Raw genomic sequence first — 15154 nt, forward strand, 5'->3', positions numbered from 1 at the left:
CCCGGTGTCGGTCCCGGTGATGAGGATCGCCCGGCCCACCGGCGCTACCCCGGAACGACTTCCCGGATTGCCCCGTCCACCGCGCGGACCAGCCGCTCGATCTCCGCTTCCGTGGAGGAGAGGGGGGGCATCAGCACGACGACGTCGCCCAGGGGGCGCAGGAGGATCCCCTGCTCGCGGACCTTCCGGACGATCCTCTGGCCGACCTTTTCCGCCGGGGAAAAGGATTCGCGGGTCTTCCTGTCCTTCACGATCTCGATCCCCGCCATCAGCCCTTTCCTGCGGATTTCCCCGACGTGCGGCCGCCCTTCCAGGAGGCCCAGCTCGGCCGACAGGACGGCGGAGAGCCGCCGGACCCGTCCGAGGACATCCTCCCGCTCGAAGATGGACAGGGTCGCCAGCGCGGCGGCGCACCCGAGCGGGTTCGCGGTGTAGGAGTGCCCGTGGAAGAAGGTCCGGAACTCCTCGAACCGCCCGAGGAACGCGCCATAGATCTCCTCGGTGGCCAGCGTCGCGGCCAGCGGCAGGTACCCCCCGGTCAGCCCCTTGGCCGCCGCCAGGATGTCCGGGGAGACACCCTCCTGCTCGCAGGCGAACATCGTCCCGGTGCGCCCGAAGCCGGTCGCCACCTCGTCGCAGACCAGGAGGACGCCGCACTCCCGGGTCGCCGCCCGCAGCCTCCCGAGGTACCCTTCCGGCATCAGGATCATCCCCGCCGCCCCCTGGACGAGCGGCTCGACGACCACCGCGGCCAGCGAACCGGCCCGCTCCCGCACCTCCTCTTCCATCCGCTCCGCGCAGTGGAGCCCGCAGGAAGGGCGGGCGAGTCCGTACGGGCACCGGTAGCAGTGGGGCATCGGCAGGCGGCGCACCGGGAAGAGGAGCGGGCGGAAGATGCCGTGGAAGAGATCGATCCCCCCCGCGGAGACCGAGCCGATCGTGTCCCCGTGGTATCCCCCGGAGAGCGCGAGGAACTCCTCCCGTTTCCCGCCCCCCTTTTTCTGCCTCCAGTACTGGAAGGCCATCTTGATGGCGATCTCCATCGCCGTCGATCCGTTGTCCGAGTAGAAGACGCGGGAGAGCCCCGGGGGACCGACCGCCAGCAGCTTCCCCGCCAGCTCGATCGCCGGCTCGTGGGTCAGCCCCAGGAAGGTGGAGTGGGCGAGCCGGGAGAGCTGCTCCCGGACCGCCTCGTCGATCTCCCGCCGCCGGTGGCCGAACAGGTTGACCCAGAGTGAGGATACCCCGTCGAAGTAGCGGTTCCCGTCGGTGTCGAAGAGGTAGTTCCCCTCCCCCCGCTCGATCACCAGGGGGGCCTCCTTCTCCCAGTCCGCCATCTGGGTGAACGGGTGCCAGATCGCCTGTTTATCCTGCCGGCGCAGCCGCTCCGTCCGCTCCAATGCCTCTCTCCTTAAGCGCTTCCTCGATCCGTTCCGCCGCCTCCCGGACCATCTCCGGGGTGTGGGTGGCCATGAGGGTCAGCCGCAGCCGCCCCGTCCCCTCCGGGACCGTGGGGGGCCGGATCCCGTGGATGAAGAACCCCCGGTCGAACAGCGCCTGCGAGACCGCCATCGTGTCCGCGTCCCCCCCCACCAGGATCGGGAAGATCGCGGTCTCCGAAAAGACCCTCCGGCCGCGCGCCGCCATCTCCTCCCGGAAGATCGCCCCGTTGCGCCGGAGGGCGGACAGGATCTCCGGGTTCTCCTCGACCAGGCGCAGCGCGGCCAGCGTCGCCCCCGCAAGGGCCGGGGGAAGCCCGGTGTTGAAGATGAAGGGGCGGCACCGGTTGATGAAGTACTCCACCATCCGCCGCGTCGCGCAGAGGTAGGCGCCGTAGGTCCCCAGCGCCTTGGAGAAGGTCCCCATCCGGATGTCGACCCGGCCGGAGAGGCCGAAGAAGTCGGCCGTCCCGCGGCCGCCGGGGGGAAGCACTCCCGTGGCGTGGGCGTCGTCGACGACCAGGATCGCCCCGTGCCGCTCCTTCGCCTCGACGATGGCGGGCAGGGGTGCGATGTCGCCGTCCATGCTGAAGACGCCGTCGGTCACGACGATCTTCCGGCGCGCCCGGGAGGCGCGCAGCAGCTCCTCGAGGTGGGAGACGTCGGCATGCCGGTACACCTCCACCGGGGAGCGGGAGAGACGGCACCCGTCCACGATGGAGGCGTGGTTCCACTCGTCCGAGAAGATCGTCGCGTCCGGCCCGCCGAGGGTCTGCAGGATCCCGAGGTTCGCCATGTACCCGGCGCTGAAGGTGAGGCAGGCCTCCGCCCCCTTGAAGCGGGCCACCGCCTCCTCCAGCTCGGCGTGGGCGTCCATGTGGCCGCTGATGAGGCGCGATGCCCCCGCACCCACGCCGTACCGGTTTGCGTACTCGCAAAGCGCGGCCACGACGGCCGGGTGGTTCGCCAGTCCCAGGTAGTTGTTCGAGGAGAAGTTCCAAAGCCGCCTTCCGTCGATGACGACGACGGCCTCCTGCGGGGAGGAGAGCCGCCGGAGGAACCGGTAGCGCCCCTTCGCCTTCAGGGCGTCGATCTCCCGGTCGAGGAAGGAGAGATCGGTCATGCCGGCCGCAGGGAGAGCCCGAGGTCGCGGATCATCTGCAGGTCCTCCTCCGCCGGGCGACCCCGGGTGGTCAGGTAGTTCCCCGCCATCGTGCCGGTGGCCCCCGCTGCGAAGATCAGCCCCTGCAGGTCGCGCAGGTTCACCTCCCGCCCCCCGCAGACGATGATCTCCCGCCCGGGATGGCAGAGCCGCATCATGGCGATGATCTTCAGGCAGCAGAAGGGGGTGAGCTCCCGCTTCCCCTCCACGGGCGTTCCTGGCACGGGGTTCAGGAAGTTCACCGGGATCGAGTCGACCGCAAGCTCCCGCAGCGTCATCGCCAGCTCGACCCGGTCCTCCTCCGACTCCCCGATCCCGAAGATCCCCCCGCAGCAGACCCAGGCCCCGGCGGCCTTGGCCTCCCGGACCGCCCGCAGGTCCTCCTCGTAGTCGTGCGTCGAGCAGACGGAGGGGAAGAAGCTGCGCGAGGTCTCCAGGTTGTGGTGGACGGACCGCAGCCCCCGGGAGAGCAGGTAGGAGACCTGTTCCCCGGACAGGGTCCCCAGCGACACGCAGGTCTCCAGCCCGACCTCGTCCCGGATCCGCTCGACGGCGTCCCCCACCCGCGTGAGCTCCGCCCGGCTGCGCATCGCAAGCCCCGAAACGACGATGGAAAATTCCCTCGCCCCCCTCTCCTTGGCCTCGCGGGCGGCCCGCACCATCTCCTCCTCGGGGAGCAGCGGATACTTCGGGATCGACGCCTTCGATCGGATCGACTGGGAGCAGAAGGAGCAGTCTTCGGAGCAGAGCCCGGACTTGGCGTTCACGATCGAGCAGAGCCGGATCCCCTCCCCCTTGAACCGGCGGCGCACCTCCTCCGTGACGTCCAGGAGCCGCCAGAGGTCGGCCTGCGGGAGGCGCAGCACCGAAAGGGCGTCCGCCGCGGAGATCCCCGCGCCGGACATCGCCTCCTCCCGAATCCTTTTCCAGAATGGTTCCATCGCCCTCCCCCGTCCTCACGGTGCCCCCATTCTTCCTCACCCTTCCGGGGCTGTCAACCGCAAGGTTTGCCGGAGGGTTTACAGCCTGCGGACCTTGCGGGGCGCGCCTTCGCCGCCCCGACACGGTTTTCCGGTACAATGGGAAGATGCCGAAACGACCTCCCAGGAAAGGGGACCTGCCGAAAGACGGCGTGCGGCGGCTCCTGGTGTTCGACCTGGACGGGACCCTCATCGACTCCAAGACCGACATGGCGAACTCGGTCAACCACACGCTTACGACCTTCGGGCTCAAGCCCCTTCCGCATCCGACGATCTTCCGGTACGTCGGAAACGGGGCGGCGATGCTGATCCGGCGGTCGCTCGGAGCGGAGCGGGAGGCGGTTCTCCGGGAGGCGCTTCACCTCTTTCTCGATCACTACGGCAGACACCTGCTGGCGACGACCCTCCCCTACCCGGGAGTGGAGGAGTGCCTGCGGGAGCACATGGACGCCTACGAGATGGCGCTGTTGACGAACAAGCCGATCGGGATGACCCGGGCGATCCTGGACGGCCTGTCGCTGTCGGAATACTTCGTGGAGGTTTACGGCGGCGACAGCTTCGGGACGAAAAAGCCGGACCCGGAAGGGCTGCGCGCGATCCTCTCCGGCCAGGGGGTGGACCCCGCGGAAGCGCTCATGGTCGGGGACTCCGTGAACGACGTGCTGGCCGGCAGGAGGGCGGGGGTCGCGACCTGCGGGGTGACCTACGGGCTGGGCGCGGAGGGGTTCGCCCTGCACCCGCCCGACTTCACGATCGACCGCTTCCCCGAGCTGTTCGACCGGATCCGGCCCGGCCGCTGATGGAACGCGGCTCCGGGCGGCGGCCCGGCCCCCTCCCCCTCCGGGCGATCCTCCTGTTCCTGGCGGTGGTGATCGTGCTGCGCGTGGCCTCGGCGTGGCCGGCGGTGACGGTCTGGCTCCATCCGGAGATCCTCGGCGCCGCCCTGTTCCTGTACACCCCCTTCCTGCACTACCGGCGCGGCCGCCCGCCCGCCTGGACGGCGCCCGGGGACCGGGGGACCGGCTTCCGGATCCTGGCCGGGACGGCGGCGGCGGGAGCGGCCGTCTACCTCGCGGCCTCCCGCCTCCCCGGGGTCCTTCCCCCCCCCCTTCCGCCGGAGGCGCTTCCTCCCCTGTGGGAATTTCTGGTTCGCCAGGCCCTCTTCGTCGCGCTCCCCGAGGAAGTCTTTTTCCGGGGATATCTCTACGACGCGTTCGAGGAGAGGGGATGGGAGCCGGTCCTTTCCTCCTCCCTCCTCTTTTCCGCGGGGCACCTCGTGATCCATGCCTCCCCCTACCGGGCGCTCACCTTCTTCCCCGCGCTCCTGTTCGGGTGGGCGAGGAAGCGGACCGGGGGCATCTACGTTCCCATCCTGCTCCACTTCCTCTTCAACCTCTTCCCCTACCTGCGGGCGGCCCTGTGAAGCTTCCCCTTCAACCGCATTCCCGGATTCTGGTACCATCACACGCAGACCGGAGAGGAGGAGGCGCGGAATGAAGATCCGCACGATCGACCAGATGGATCTTACGGGCAAGCGGACGCTGATCCGCGTCGACTTCAACGTCCCGCTGGACAAGGCGGGCGCCGTCACCGACGACACCCGGATCCAGGCGGTCCTGCCCACCCTCCGGACCGCGGCGGAGAAGGGGGCGGTCATCCTGCTGCTCTCCCATCTCGGGCGGCCGAAGGGGAAGACGGTCCCGGAAATGAGCCTCGCCCCCGTGGCGCCCCGCCTCGCGTCGCTGCTGGGGAAGGGGGTCCGCTTCGTCCCCGATTGCGTGGGGGAGGCTGTGGAGAAGGCGGCCGCCTCCGCGCGCCCCGGGGAGATCCTCCTCCTGGAGAATGTCCGGTTCCATCCCGGGGAGGAGAAGAACGACGAGGCGTTCGGGAGGCAGCTGGCCGCCCTCTGCGACGTCTACGTGAACGACGCCTTCGCCACCGCCCACCGGGGGCATGCCTCGAACGTCGCGGTGACCCGCTTCGTGAGGGAGAAGGCGGCCGGGCTGCTCCTGAAGAACGAGATCGCCTTCTTCGAGAAGGCGCTCGTCTCCCCCGCGCGCCCGCTCGCGGCGGTCTTCGGAGGGGCCAAGATCTCCGGGAAGATCCAGGCGATCCACAACGTCCTGGGGAAGGTGGACAAGATCCTGATCGGGGGAGCGATGGCGAACACCTTCATCGCCGCGCAGGGATTCCCGGTCGGGAAATCGCTCTACGAGGCGGAGATGACGGCGACGGCGAAGCAGGTGCTCGCCGAGGCCGAGGGGAGAAAGGTGCGCCTCTATCTCCCGGTGGACGTCGTCGTGGCCGACCGGCTCGACGCCTCGGCCGCGACGAAGGCGGTTCCCGTCCAGGAGATCCCGGACGGATGGCTGGCCGCCGACGTGGGGCCGGCCACATCCATCCTCTTCCGGGAGGCGCTCCAGGACGCGAAGACGATCGTGTGGAACGGACCGATGGGGGCCTTCGAGCTCGCCCCGTTCGCGGCGGGGACCTTCGCCCTCATGCGGGCGCTGGCGGAAAGCGACGCCACGACGATCGTGGGGGGAGGGGACACCGACACCGCGCTGCACAAGGCCGGTCTATTCTCCAGGATGTCCTACGTGTCCACCGGGGGCGGCGCCTTCCTCGAGCTGCTGGAAGGGAAGCGTCTCCCGGGGATCGTCGCGCTGGAGGAGGCGTAGCGGGAAAGGCGCCCGGGGCGGGGAGGGCGGGATCCGCTCCAGCCCCCCTGCTTCTTGTGCTCCTCGATCTCCTCCTCGATCCTCCTGAGGTGCCGGACCTCCTGCCGCTCCGCCCCGAAGAGCCGTTTCCAGAACGATCCCATCGCGCACCCCTTCCCGGCGCCCTCACGCCGTGCGCCGGCCGGATTGGGACGCCGGTTTCCATTGTATAATTGTGACAGGAAGGCCGCCAGCGGCTTTCGCCCGTCCCGCGCCCCCGGAGGTGAGATGCCAGGGCATTCGCCGAGATTCCGCGCCGAGGAGCTCCGGCGCCTGATCCGGCACCACAACGACCGGTACTACCGCGACGACGCGCCCGAGATTCCGGACGCCGAATACGACCAGCTCTTCCGGGAGCTTCAGCGTCTCGAGGAGGAGCACCCCGGGCTGGCCGACCCCGACTCCCCGACGCAGCGGGTGGGGGCGGAGCCGGTCGAAGCCTTCGGAACGGTCGTGCGCACGGTCCCGATGCTCTCCCTCCAGAACGCCTTCGGGGAGGAGGAGCTCCGCGAGTTCGACGCCAGGGTCCGCAGGTTCCTCCGCGGAAAGGGGGCCGAGCCGGAGACGCTCGGGTACGTGGCCGAGGTGAAGATCGACGGTCTCGCCGTGGAGCTCTCCTACGAGGACGGGGTACTCGCGCAGGGAGCCACGCGGGGGGACGGCGTCCGCGGGGAGGATGTGACCGCGAACCTTCGGACGATTCCCGACATCCCCCTGCGGATTCAGGGATCTCCCGGGGTACCGCCCCCTCCTCCCATCCTCAGGGTCCGGGGGGAGGTCTACATGCGGAAGGCCGATTTTCTCCGCCTCAACCGGGGACGGGAACTCCGCGGGGAGCCTCCGTTCGCGAACCCCCGCAACGCCGCCGCCGGATCGGTCCGCCAGCTCGATCCGCGGGTGACGGCGAGCCGGCGCGTGCGCCTCTGGGTCTACGGAACGGGTCAGACCGGGGCGGAGGCGCTTCCTTGCCCGAGCCACCGGGAGGAGCTCGAACTGCTCTCCCGATGGGGATTCCCGGTGAACCAGGAGGAAAGCCGGGTCTGCCGCTCCCTGGAGGAGGTCCTCGCCTTCTACCGGGAGATCGAGCGACGCAAGGGGGATCTGTCGTACGAGGTCGACGGCATCGTGGTGAAGGTCGACTCCCTGGCGATCCAGCGGGAGCTGGGAGAGGCCTCCCGCTCCCCCCGCTGGGCCGTCGCCGCGAAGTTCTCCCCGGACCGCCAGGAAACCGCCGTGGAGAAGATCGTCCTGAGCGTCGGCCGGATGGGAACGCTGACTCCCGTCGCGATCCTCTCCCCCGTGACCGTCCGGGGGGTCACGGTCCGCAGGGCCACCCTCCACAACCAGGACAACGTGGAGGCCAAGGATATCCGACCCGGAGACCGGGTGATCGTGCAGCGGGCCGGCGACGTGATCCCCGAGGTCGTCGAGTCGGTCTCGGCCAGGCGCGGGGATGCCGGCCGGGGCGAGCCGTTCCGGATGCCCGATCGATGCCCCGTCTGCGGCTCTCCCGCCGCGCGGGTTCCGGGGGAGTCCGCCCACCGGTGCACCGGGAGCGGCTGCGTCGCGAAGCGGAAGGAGTCGCTTCGCCATTTCGTCTCGAAGAACGCCATGGACATCGAGGGGATGGGACCGAAGATCCTCTCGGCGCTGGTGGACGAGGGGCTGGTGGCCGAACCGGCGGACCTCTACCGGCTGGAACGGGACACGCTGTCGGGGATGGAGCGACTCGGGGAGAAGTCGGCGGACAACCTCCTGCGCGCGATCGGGCGGAGCCGGAATCCATCCTTCTCCCGGTTTCTCTACTCCCTCGGAATCCGCCACGTCGGGGAGCATCTCGCGGAAGTGCTGGCCAGGCGGTTCGGGTCGCTCGAGGCGCTTCTCAATGCGACGTCGGAAGAGCTTTCCGCCGTGCACGAGGTCGGCTCCGAGGTGGCCCGGAGCATCGCGGAGTTCTTCTCCTCACCGGAGGGGACCCGCACGGTCGACCTGCTTCTCCGGGAGGTCGCGCCGGTCCCGATGCCCCCCCTCGAGGGGAGGGCCGCGGGAAAGACCTTCCTCTTCACGGGAACCCTGGAGATCCCGAGGGCGAAGGCGAAGGAGCTGGTCCGGCGGGAAGGGGGAACGGTGGCGGTGGGGATCAGCCGGAAGGTGGACTACCTGGTGGCGGGGACCGATCCGGGGTCCAAGGCGGACAAGGCCCGGGAGGCCGGCGTCCCGATCCTCTCGGAAGCGGAGTTCCTCGAACTGGTCGGCGGGGGGATTCCCGGATGAAGGAGCGGCACGAAGCGCATGTCGTCGTGTCGGGAAAGGTGCAGGGGGTCTTCTTCCGCGCCTCGACCCGGGAGGTCGCATCCGGATGCGGGGTCCGCGGGTATGTCCGCAACCTTCCGGACCGAAGGGTCGAGGCGGTTTTGCAGGGGGAGCCGGCCGCGGTGGAGCGGGTGATCGCCTTCATGAGCGAGGGGCCTCCGGGCGCCCTCGTGACGGAGATCCGGGTGGACTGGCGGGCCCCCTCCGCCGACTTCCCGGAATTCGATGTGCGCCGCTGAGCAGAGAACGGCCTCCTGGTGGGCCCCGGAGGGGGATGCGGTGCGCTGCGGGCTCTGCCCGCACCGGTGCCTCATCGGGGAGGGAACACGGGGGATCTGCCGGGTGCGGGAGAACCGCAACGGCACCCTGCTCGCGCTGACCTACGGAAAGGTGGCGGCGGTCCAGGTCGACCCGATCGAGAAGAAGCCGCTCTACCACTTCCGCCCCGGAACCCACATCCTGTCGATCGGATCGATCGGCTGCAACTTCCACTGCGGATTCTGCCAGAACCACCTCCTGGTGGAGGGGGGCGCCCCGCTCGTTCCGGTACCCATTCCGCAGCTCGTCCGGGCCGCGCGGGAGGGGGGGTCGGTCGGGGTCGCCTACACCTACAACGAGCCGCTCATCTGGTTCGAGTTCGTCCTGGACTGCGCGCGGGAATTCCGGAAGGCGGGGATGGTCAACGTCCTCGTCACGAACGGGTTCATCTCCCCGGAGCCGCTCCGGGAGCTGCTCCCGGTGATCGACGCGATGAACATCGACCTGAAGTCGATGAGCCCGGAGTTCTACCGGAAGAACTGCGGCGGGATGCTCCCGCCGGTGCTCGAGACGATCCGCGAGAGCGCCGCCGCCACCCACGTGGAGGTCACCAGCCTGCTGGTCACCGGGGAGAACGACTCGGACGAGGCGGTCCGCGCGGTGGTCGACTTCGTGGCCGGGATCGACCCGGAGATCCCGCTCCACCTCTCCCGGTATTTCCCGCAGCACCGCTACTCCGCCCCCCCCACTTCGCCGGAGCGGCTCGCGGCGGCCTGGCGTATCGCACGGAAGAAGCTCCCCTACGTGTACGTGGGGAATTTCTCCCTCGAGGGGGCCGAGGACACCCGTTGCCCCCGCTGCGGAGGGGTGGCGGTACGGCGGCGCGGAACCCGGACGAACCTGTCCGGGTTGTCGGGGGACCGCTGCGCATCCTGCGGCCGGACGCTCCGTTTCGTGGTATAAGGAGGACGATGACCGGACCGGCTTCGGCCATACGGCGCACATTCCCAGGGGACGGGAAGCGTGGAGGTCGTCGGGGGCGGTTCCTGCGGGCAACGGCTTTCGCGCTCCTCCTCCTCTTCGCTCCCCTCCTCCCGGCCGCGGTGACCGGGAACGCCGACAACAGCGCCTCCAGCGGAGTGTCCTACGAGAAGCGGGCCGCCGCGGAGAAGAGCGCGCGCTCCCGGTTCCGGCGACTCGAGGTGGCGTCGTTTCTGCTCATTCTCGCCTGCGGCGGCGCGGCCATCCTGTGGGCCATCCGGAGGAAATAGGATGAAGATCGCGTCCCGCAAGCGGATTCTGGTGGTCGACGACGAGCCCCAGGTCCTCGGATTTCTCGGCGATCTCCTCGGCATGGACGGCTGGGAGGTCCAGACGGCCGAATCCGGGAACGAGGGGGTCGAGAGGCTCGAACGGGACCGGTTCGACGTCGTCCTCACCGACCTGAAGCTGCCCGGGACCGACGGGATCGAATTGCTCCGGACCTCGAAGAAGATCCAGCCCGAGGCCGAGGTCGTCCTGATGACCGGCTACGCGACGGTGGACACCGCCATCGAAGCGATGCGCGCGGGCGCCTTCCACTACCTGACGAAACCGTTCCAGGGAGCGGAGGTCCTGAACCTCGTCGGAAAGGCCTACGACCGGAAGCTGCTCCGGCAGGAGAATCTCTTCCTGAAGGCGGAATCGCGCGGCGGGCACCTGCTGGGAGCGGTCGTGGGAACCAGCCCGAGGATCCAGGAGGTCCTCTCCGCGGTGCACCGGCTCGCAGACGCGGACACCCCGGTCCTGTTCGTCGGCGGGCGCGGCACGGGGCGGGCGTTCTTCGCCCGGATCCTCCACTTTCACAGTTCCCGATCGCAGCGCCTTTTCGTCCCCGTCCACTGCGCGGGGGTCGGAGAGGAGGCTCTCCTGAGCGATCTCTTCGGGCATGCCGCCGGCGCCTTCGGGAAGGCGGTCCTGCCGCACCCGGGGAAGATCCCGATGGCCGGCCACGGGACCCTCTTTCTTTCCGGGATCGACGCGGCGGGGCCGATGGCGCAGGAGCGGATCCTCGACCTGGTCCGGACCCGGACCTTCACTCCCGTCGGCGGCAGCGGGAAGCTGGAAGCGGACGTGCGCCTGCTGGCCTCCACCTCGGAGGACCTCGGCGAGCTCGTGGCGAAGGGAACCTTTTCCACCGGATTGCGGGAGGCGCTGGTTCCCGGCACGATCGTCCTGCCGCCGCTCCGGGACCGGACGGAGGATATCCCTCTGTTGCTCCACCACTTTCTCTTCGAAGGGAACCAGGCGCGGAAGAAGCCGCTGCGGGGGTTCAGCCAGACGGCCCTGGACGCGCTCAGCGCCTACCCGTGGGCGGGAAACGTGCAGGAGCTGCAGGAGTTCGTCACGGCGATCTCCTCGCGGAAGAAGCAGGGCACCGTGGTCGACGCGGCGGACCTTCCCCCGGAGATCCTCTACGGACGGAAATCGCGAAGGGGAAAGGCCCGGGAGAAAGCGCCCGCGGTCTCCGCCGACATCCGCCTGTCGATCGAGGAGCTCGAGAGGCCGATGGTCCTCCAGGCCCTCGCCCTTGCGGAAGGGAACCGGGAGAAGGCGGCCGCGCTTCTCCACATCGACCTGCCGGCCTTCGAAGAGCTGCTTCGCCGCGCGCAGATCACCGAATGAGGCCGGAGGAACCCGATCGATGAAGGCCGCCTATCTCCGGAAGCATGGACCGCTCGACGTCATCGAATTCGGGGAGCTTCCGGCCCCGGTCCCGGGGCCGGGGCAGGTGCGGGTCCGGGTCCGCGCCGGCGCCCTGAACCACCTCGACATCTTCGTCCGCAACGGTATTCCCGGGATCCCGGTCCCCTTCCCGCACGTGATGGGGGCCGACGGGGCGGGGGTGGTCGAGTCGGCCGGCCCCGGCGTCACGGGGGTGAAGGAGGGGGACGAGGTGGTCCTCAACCCGGGGATCCACTGCGGCACCTGCGAGTTCTGCCTCAAGGGGGAGCACTCCCTCTGCGTCACCTTCCACCTCCTGGGGGAGCATATCGCGGGAACCTTCGCCGAATACGTGGTGGCGCCCGGGATCAACGCCTACCCGAAGCCGAAGGGGCTCTCCTTCGAGGAGGCGGCCGCCTTCCCCCTGACCTTCCTGACCGCCTGGCGGATGCTCGTCACGAAGGCGAGGGCCAGGCCGGGGGAATCGCTGCTCGTCCTCGGGATCGGAGGGGGGGTTTCGCTCGCGGCCCTCTCGATCGGGAAGATGCTCGGCCTCTCCGTCGGGGTGACGTCGGGAAGCCCGGAAAAGCTCGCCCGCGCGAAGGAGCTCGGGGCCGATTTCGCCATCGACCATTCCGCTACGGACTTCGCCCGGGAGGCCCGCAGGATCACGGGGAAGCGGGGGGTCGACATCGTCCTGGACTCCGTGGGGAAGGCCACCTGGAAGCAGTCGATCGCGTCGCTGGCCCGCGGCGGGCGGCTCCTCACCTGCGGCGCCACGACCGGCCCGAACCCGGAGACCGACATCGCGAGGATCTTCTGGAACCAGCTCACCGTTCTCGGCTCCACCATGGGCACCCACGGGGAGTTCGCCGAGATGCTCCGGATGTTCCACGACGGGCGGCTCCGCCCGGTCGTCGACTCGGTGTTTCCCCTGGGGCAGATCAAGGAGGCGGTGCGGCGCCTCGAGGAAAAGAGGCAGTTCGGGAAGATCGTGCTGCGCGTCGATTGACCCGAAGATTGGGGGGGACACTCCTGGTTTTCTCGGCGATAATACAAGGAGTGTCCCCCCGTTTGCAGTACCGGTTCGACATTCTCCCCGGGAAGCAGAAGGAATACGAAAGATACCGGAGCCGGGCGGGGAAGAATCTCTGGCTCAAGTTTTCCGGCGTCCGGGCGGTGCGGACCTACAGGAGCCTGCTCGGAGGCGCCTCGCCCCAGAGGGTCGTCCAGGTGGACATGGACAACCTGGCGGCCCTGGAGAGCATCCTGGCCAACCCGGCCTTCGCGAAGGCCAAGGCGGCCTTCCACGGGCTGGTGACCAACGTGACCGATTCCCTGCTCGCACCGGAGAGCGCAAACAAGAAATAGTCCGGGGAGCGATGCGGTCCCGCGGGGCGGGCGCCCGAAGGGGCCGCCCGCCCCGGTTTCATTTCCCCCGATGCCGAAGGATCTCCGCGTAGATTTCCTTGCGGGAAAGTCCGGTCCGCTCCGCGATCTCCCGGGTGAGGTCCCGCGACGAACCGGAGGCGTCCTCGAGGGCCGCCCGCACGATCTCCTCGACGGAGAGTTCGACCGTCTTCTGCGCCCCTCCCACCACCACCGTGACCTCCCCCAGGACGGAGTCCCGGCCGCCGATCTCCCCGGCCAGCTCCGGGAGGGTCCCGCGGAGGATCTCCTCGTGGATCTTCGTGAGCTCCCGCACGACGCAGCCCCGCCGCTCCCCGAAGATCTCCGCAGCATCCTGGAGGAATCCGGCGATCCGCTGGGGGGACTCGTAGAAGATCATCGTCCTCGTCTCCCCGGCCAGCGCCTTCATCGCCTTCCGCCGCTTCTCCTTCCGGGCCGGCAGGAACCCCTCGAAGGCGAAGTGGTCGGTGGGGAGACCGGAGACCACCAGGGCCGCGACGAGCGCCGAGGGCCCCGGGACCACCTCCAGGGGAACCCCGGCGGCGATCGCCTCCCGGACCAGCTCGTACCCCGGATCCGAGATGGCGGGGGTTCCGGCGTCCGACACGAGGGCCACGCTCTCCCCGTCCCGCAGCCGCCGGAGGATGTTCTTCCCCGCCCGCATCTTGTTGTACTCGTGGAAGATGAACAGGGGAGTCCGGATCTCGTAGCGGTTCAGCAGCTTCACGGTGCGCCGGGTGTCCTCGCAGGCGACGACCGAGACCTCCCGGAGGACCCGGATCGCCCGCAGGGTGATGTCCTCGAGGTTCCCCAGCGGCGTCGCGACGATGTACAGGGTTCCCGTGCTCACCTTCGGTCCCTCACAGCATCCGCCGGTCGACGACCCGCCGGACCTTTCCCTCGACCCGCTCGAGGGTGCCCTCCCCCGCGAGCTTCACCTCCAGGGCGATCCCCAGGTCGTGCGCCAGCCGCTTCCGGATCGCCTCCGCCAGCACGCCGGTCTGCCGGCGTTCCCACTCGAAGGAGGGATCCGCGCCGGCCTCGACGAGGAGCGTCGCCTCGTCCATCGGACCTTTCCGGTCGACCACGAGCTGGAAGGCGGATTCGCCCCCCGCGACCTCGTGGAGCAGCGACTCGACCTGGGAGGGGAAGACGTTCACCCCCCGGATGATCAGCATGTCGTCGGTCCGCCCCGTCACCCGGCTCATCCGCCGGCCCGTCCGCCCGCACCGGCAATTCTCCGGGAGGAGCCGGGTCAGGTCCCGGGTCCGGTACCGGATCATCGGGAAGGCCTCCTTCGTCAGGGTGGTGAGCACGAGCTCCCCCTGCTCCCCCGCGGGGAGCGGCTTCAGCGTCTCCGGGTCGATCACTTCCGCGAGGAAGTGGTCCTCGTGGAGATGCAGCCCCTTGCGCTCCATGCACTCCCCCGCGATCCCCGGGCCCAGGACGGCCGAAATCCCGTAGTTGTCGGTCGCGATGATCCCCAGCGCCTCCTGGATCCGCTGCCGCATCCTCTCGGACCAGGGCTCCGCCCCGAAGAGGCCGTACCTGAGCGACAGGGCCGAGACGGGGATCCCCATCTCCCGGATCGTGTCGGCGATCAGCATGGCGTAGGACGGGGTCGACACCAGCGCCGTCGTCTTGAAGTCCCTCATGATCTGGATCTGGCGGGCGGTGTTCCCGCTGGAGGCCGGGATCACGGAGGCGCCGACACGCTCCGCCCCGTAGTGCAGGCCGAACCCCCCGGTGAACAGCCCGTACCCCAGCGACACCTGCACGACGTCGTCCTTGGTCACCCCGCCCGCCGTGAGGACCCGGGCCACCAGGCTGCTCCAGGTCTTGAGGTCGTTGCGGGTGTACCCTACCACCGAGGTCCCCGTCGTGCTCGAAGAGGAGTGGATCCGGACGATCTCCCGGAGCGGGACCGCGAAGAGCCCGTACGGATAGTTCGCGAGCACGTCCTCCTTCGTCGTGAACGGCAGACGGACGATGTCGGAGAGCGACTCCACGCTCTCCGGGGTGATCCCCTCCCGGTCGAACTTCTTCCGGTAGAAGGGAACGTGGGCGTACACGCGGTTCAGGGTCGACTGCAGCCGCTCGAACTGGGTCTGCTCGAGCTCCTCCCGGTCCATGCACTCCTTGTCGCGATCCCAGTACATCGTCGGCCCT

16 protein-coding genes are annotated in these 15154 nt (G+C 69.3%); 10 read left to right on the forward strand and 6 right to left on the reverse strand.

Annotated features, from left to right (window positions below):
• Positions 1 to 44: 44 nt before the first annotated feature.
• From A2X88_09150 to A2X88_09160, 3 genes are read right to left on the reverse strand one after another with little or no spacing between them, the layout of a single operon-like run.
• Positions 45 to 1400, reverse strand: a complete 1356-nt coding sequence (locus A2X88_09150; protein ID OGP33574.1) for an adenosylmethionine--8-amino-7-oxononanoate transaminase — start codon at positions 1398 to 1400, stop codon at positions 45 to 47.
• On the reverse strand, positions 1366 to 2562 hold the full coding sequence (locus A2X88_09155; protein ID OGP33575.1) for an 8-amino-7-oxononanoate synthase: 1197 nt from the start codon (positions 2560 to 2562) through the stop codon (positions 1366 to 1368). Before A2X88_09155 ends, A2X88_09150 begins: the two co-directional genes overlap by 35 nt.
• Positions 2559 to 3542, reverse strand: coding sequence for a biotin synthase BioB (locus A2X88_09160; protein OGP33576.1), 984 nt, complete (start codon positions 3540 to 3542; stop codon positions 2559 to 2561). Before A2X88_09160 ends, A2X88_09155 begins: the two co-directional genes overlap by 4 nt.
• Before the next feature lie 146 nt (positions 3543 to 3688).
• Here A2X88_09160 and A2X88_09165 point away from each other — a divergent pair, with 146 nt between their 5' ends.
• From A2X88_09165 to A2X88_09175, 3 genes are all read left to right on the forward strand, one after another.
• Positions 3689 to 4381 carry a hypothetical protein gene (locus tag A2X88_09165; protein ID OGP33577.1) on the forward strand — a complete coding sequence of 231 codons (693 nt, stop codon included), beginning with the start codon at positions 3689 to 3691 and terminating at the stop codon, positions 4379 to 4381.
• Positions 4381 to 5004: a hypothetical protein gene (locus tag A2X88_09170; GenBank protein ID OGP33578.1), complete on the forward strand. Its 624-nt coding sequence runs from the start codon at positions 4381 to 4383 to the stop codon at positions 5002 to 5004. The genes A2X88_09165 and A2X88_09170 overlap by 1 nt, the downstream gene beginning before the upstream one ends.
• 70 nt (positions 5005 to 5074) lie before the next feature.
• Entirely contained in the window at positions 5075 to 6262 is a 1188-nt protein-coding gene (locus A2X88_09175; GenBank protein OGP33579.1) for a phosphoglycerate kinase, read from the forward strand.
• Here the strand turns inward: A2X88_09175 and A2X88_09180 are convergent.
• The gene (locus A2X88_09180) at positions 6178 to 6405 is read right to left on the reverse strand and encodes a hypothetical protein (GenBank protein ID OGP33580.1); all 228 of its coding nucleotides are present in this window, start codon (positions 6403 to 6405) and stop codon (positions 6178 to 6180) included. The two genes, A2X88_09175 and A2X88_09180, sit on opposite strands and share 85 nt — an antisense overlap.
• A gap of 124 nt (positions 6406 to 6529) precedes the next feature.
• On the opposite strand from A2X88_09180, the gene A2X88_09185 reads away from it, so the two are divergent.
• The 7 genes from A2X88_09185 (at position 6530) to A2X88_09215 (ending at position 12946) form a co-directional block, all read left to right on the forward strand.
• A complete protein-coding gene (locus tag A2X88_09185; protein ID OGP33581.1) occupies positions 6530 to 8575 on the forward strand; it encodes a hypothetical protein in 2046 nt (681 codons plus the stop codon).
• The gene (locus tag A2X88_09190) at positions 8572 to 8853 is read left to right on the forward strand and encodes an acylphosphatase (GenBank protein OGP33582.1); all 282 of its coding nucleotides are present in this window, start codon (positions 8572 to 8574) and stop codon (positions 8851 to 8853) included. Before A2X88_09185 ends, A2X88_09190 begins: the two co-directional genes overlap by 4 nt.
• A complete protein-coding gene (locus A2X88_09195; protein ID OGP33583.1) occupies positions 8840 to 9835 on the forward strand; it encodes an AmmeMemoRadiSam system radical SAM enzyme in 996 nt (331 codons plus the stop codon). The genes A2X88_09190 and A2X88_09195 overlap by 14 nt, the downstream gene beginning before the upstream one ends.
• Before the next feature lie 8 nt (positions 9836 to 9843).
• Positions 9844 to 10143: a hypothetical protein gene (locus A2X88_09200; GenBank protein ID OGP33584.1), complete on the forward strand. Its 300-nt coding sequence runs from the start codon at positions 9844 to 9846 to the stop codon at positions 10141 to 10143.
• A 1-nt stretch (position 10144) separates the two neighbouring features.
• The gene (locus tag A2X88_09205) at positions 10145 to 11536 is read left to right on the forward strand and encodes a hypothetical protein (GenBank protein OGP33585.1); all 1392 of its coding nucleotides are present in this window, start codon (positions 10145 to 10147) and stop codon (positions 11534 to 11536) included.
• 19 nt (positions 11537 to 11555) lie between these two features.
• Positions 11556 to 12587, forward strand: coding sequence for an alcohol dehydrogenase (locus A2X88_09210; protein OGP33586.1), 1032 nt, complete (start codon positions 11556 to 11558; stop codon positions 12585 to 12587).
• A 62-nt stretch (positions 12588 to 12649) separates the two neighbouring features.
• The gene (locus A2X88_09215) at positions 12650 to 12946 is read left to right on the forward strand and encodes a hypothetical protein (GenBank protein ID OGP33587.1); all 297 of its coding nucleotides are present in this window, start codon (positions 12650 to 12652) and stop codon (positions 12944 to 12946) included.
• A gap of 58 nt (positions 12947 to 13004) precedes the next feature.
• On the opposite strand, the gene A2X88_09220 is transcribed toward A2X88_09215, so the two are convergent.
• Both A2X88_09220 and A2X88_09225 read right to left on the reverse strand, forming a co-directional pair.
• Positions 13005 to 13835 (reverse strand): 16S rRNA (cytidine(1402)-2'-O)-methyltransferase, encoded by an 831-nt coding sequence (locus tag A2X88_09220; protein ID OGP33588.1) that lies wholly within the window; start codon positions 13833 to 13835, stop codon positions 13005 to 13007.
• A gap of 10 nt (positions 13836 to 13845) precedes the next feature.
• Positions 13846 to 15144, reverse strand: a complete 1299-nt coding sequence (locus tag A2X88_09225; GenBank protein ID OGP33589.1) for a phenylacetate--CoA ligase — start codon at positions 15142 to 15144, stop codon at positions 13846 to 13848.
• Between the last annotated feature and the right edge of the window lie 10 nt (positions 15145 to 15154).

This window comes from Deltaproteobacteria bacterium GWC2_65_14 (genome assembly GCA_001797615.1).
Classification (GTDB): Bacteria; Desulfobacterota; Deferrimicrobia; order Deferrimicrobiales; family Deferrimicrobiaceae; genus GWC2-65-14.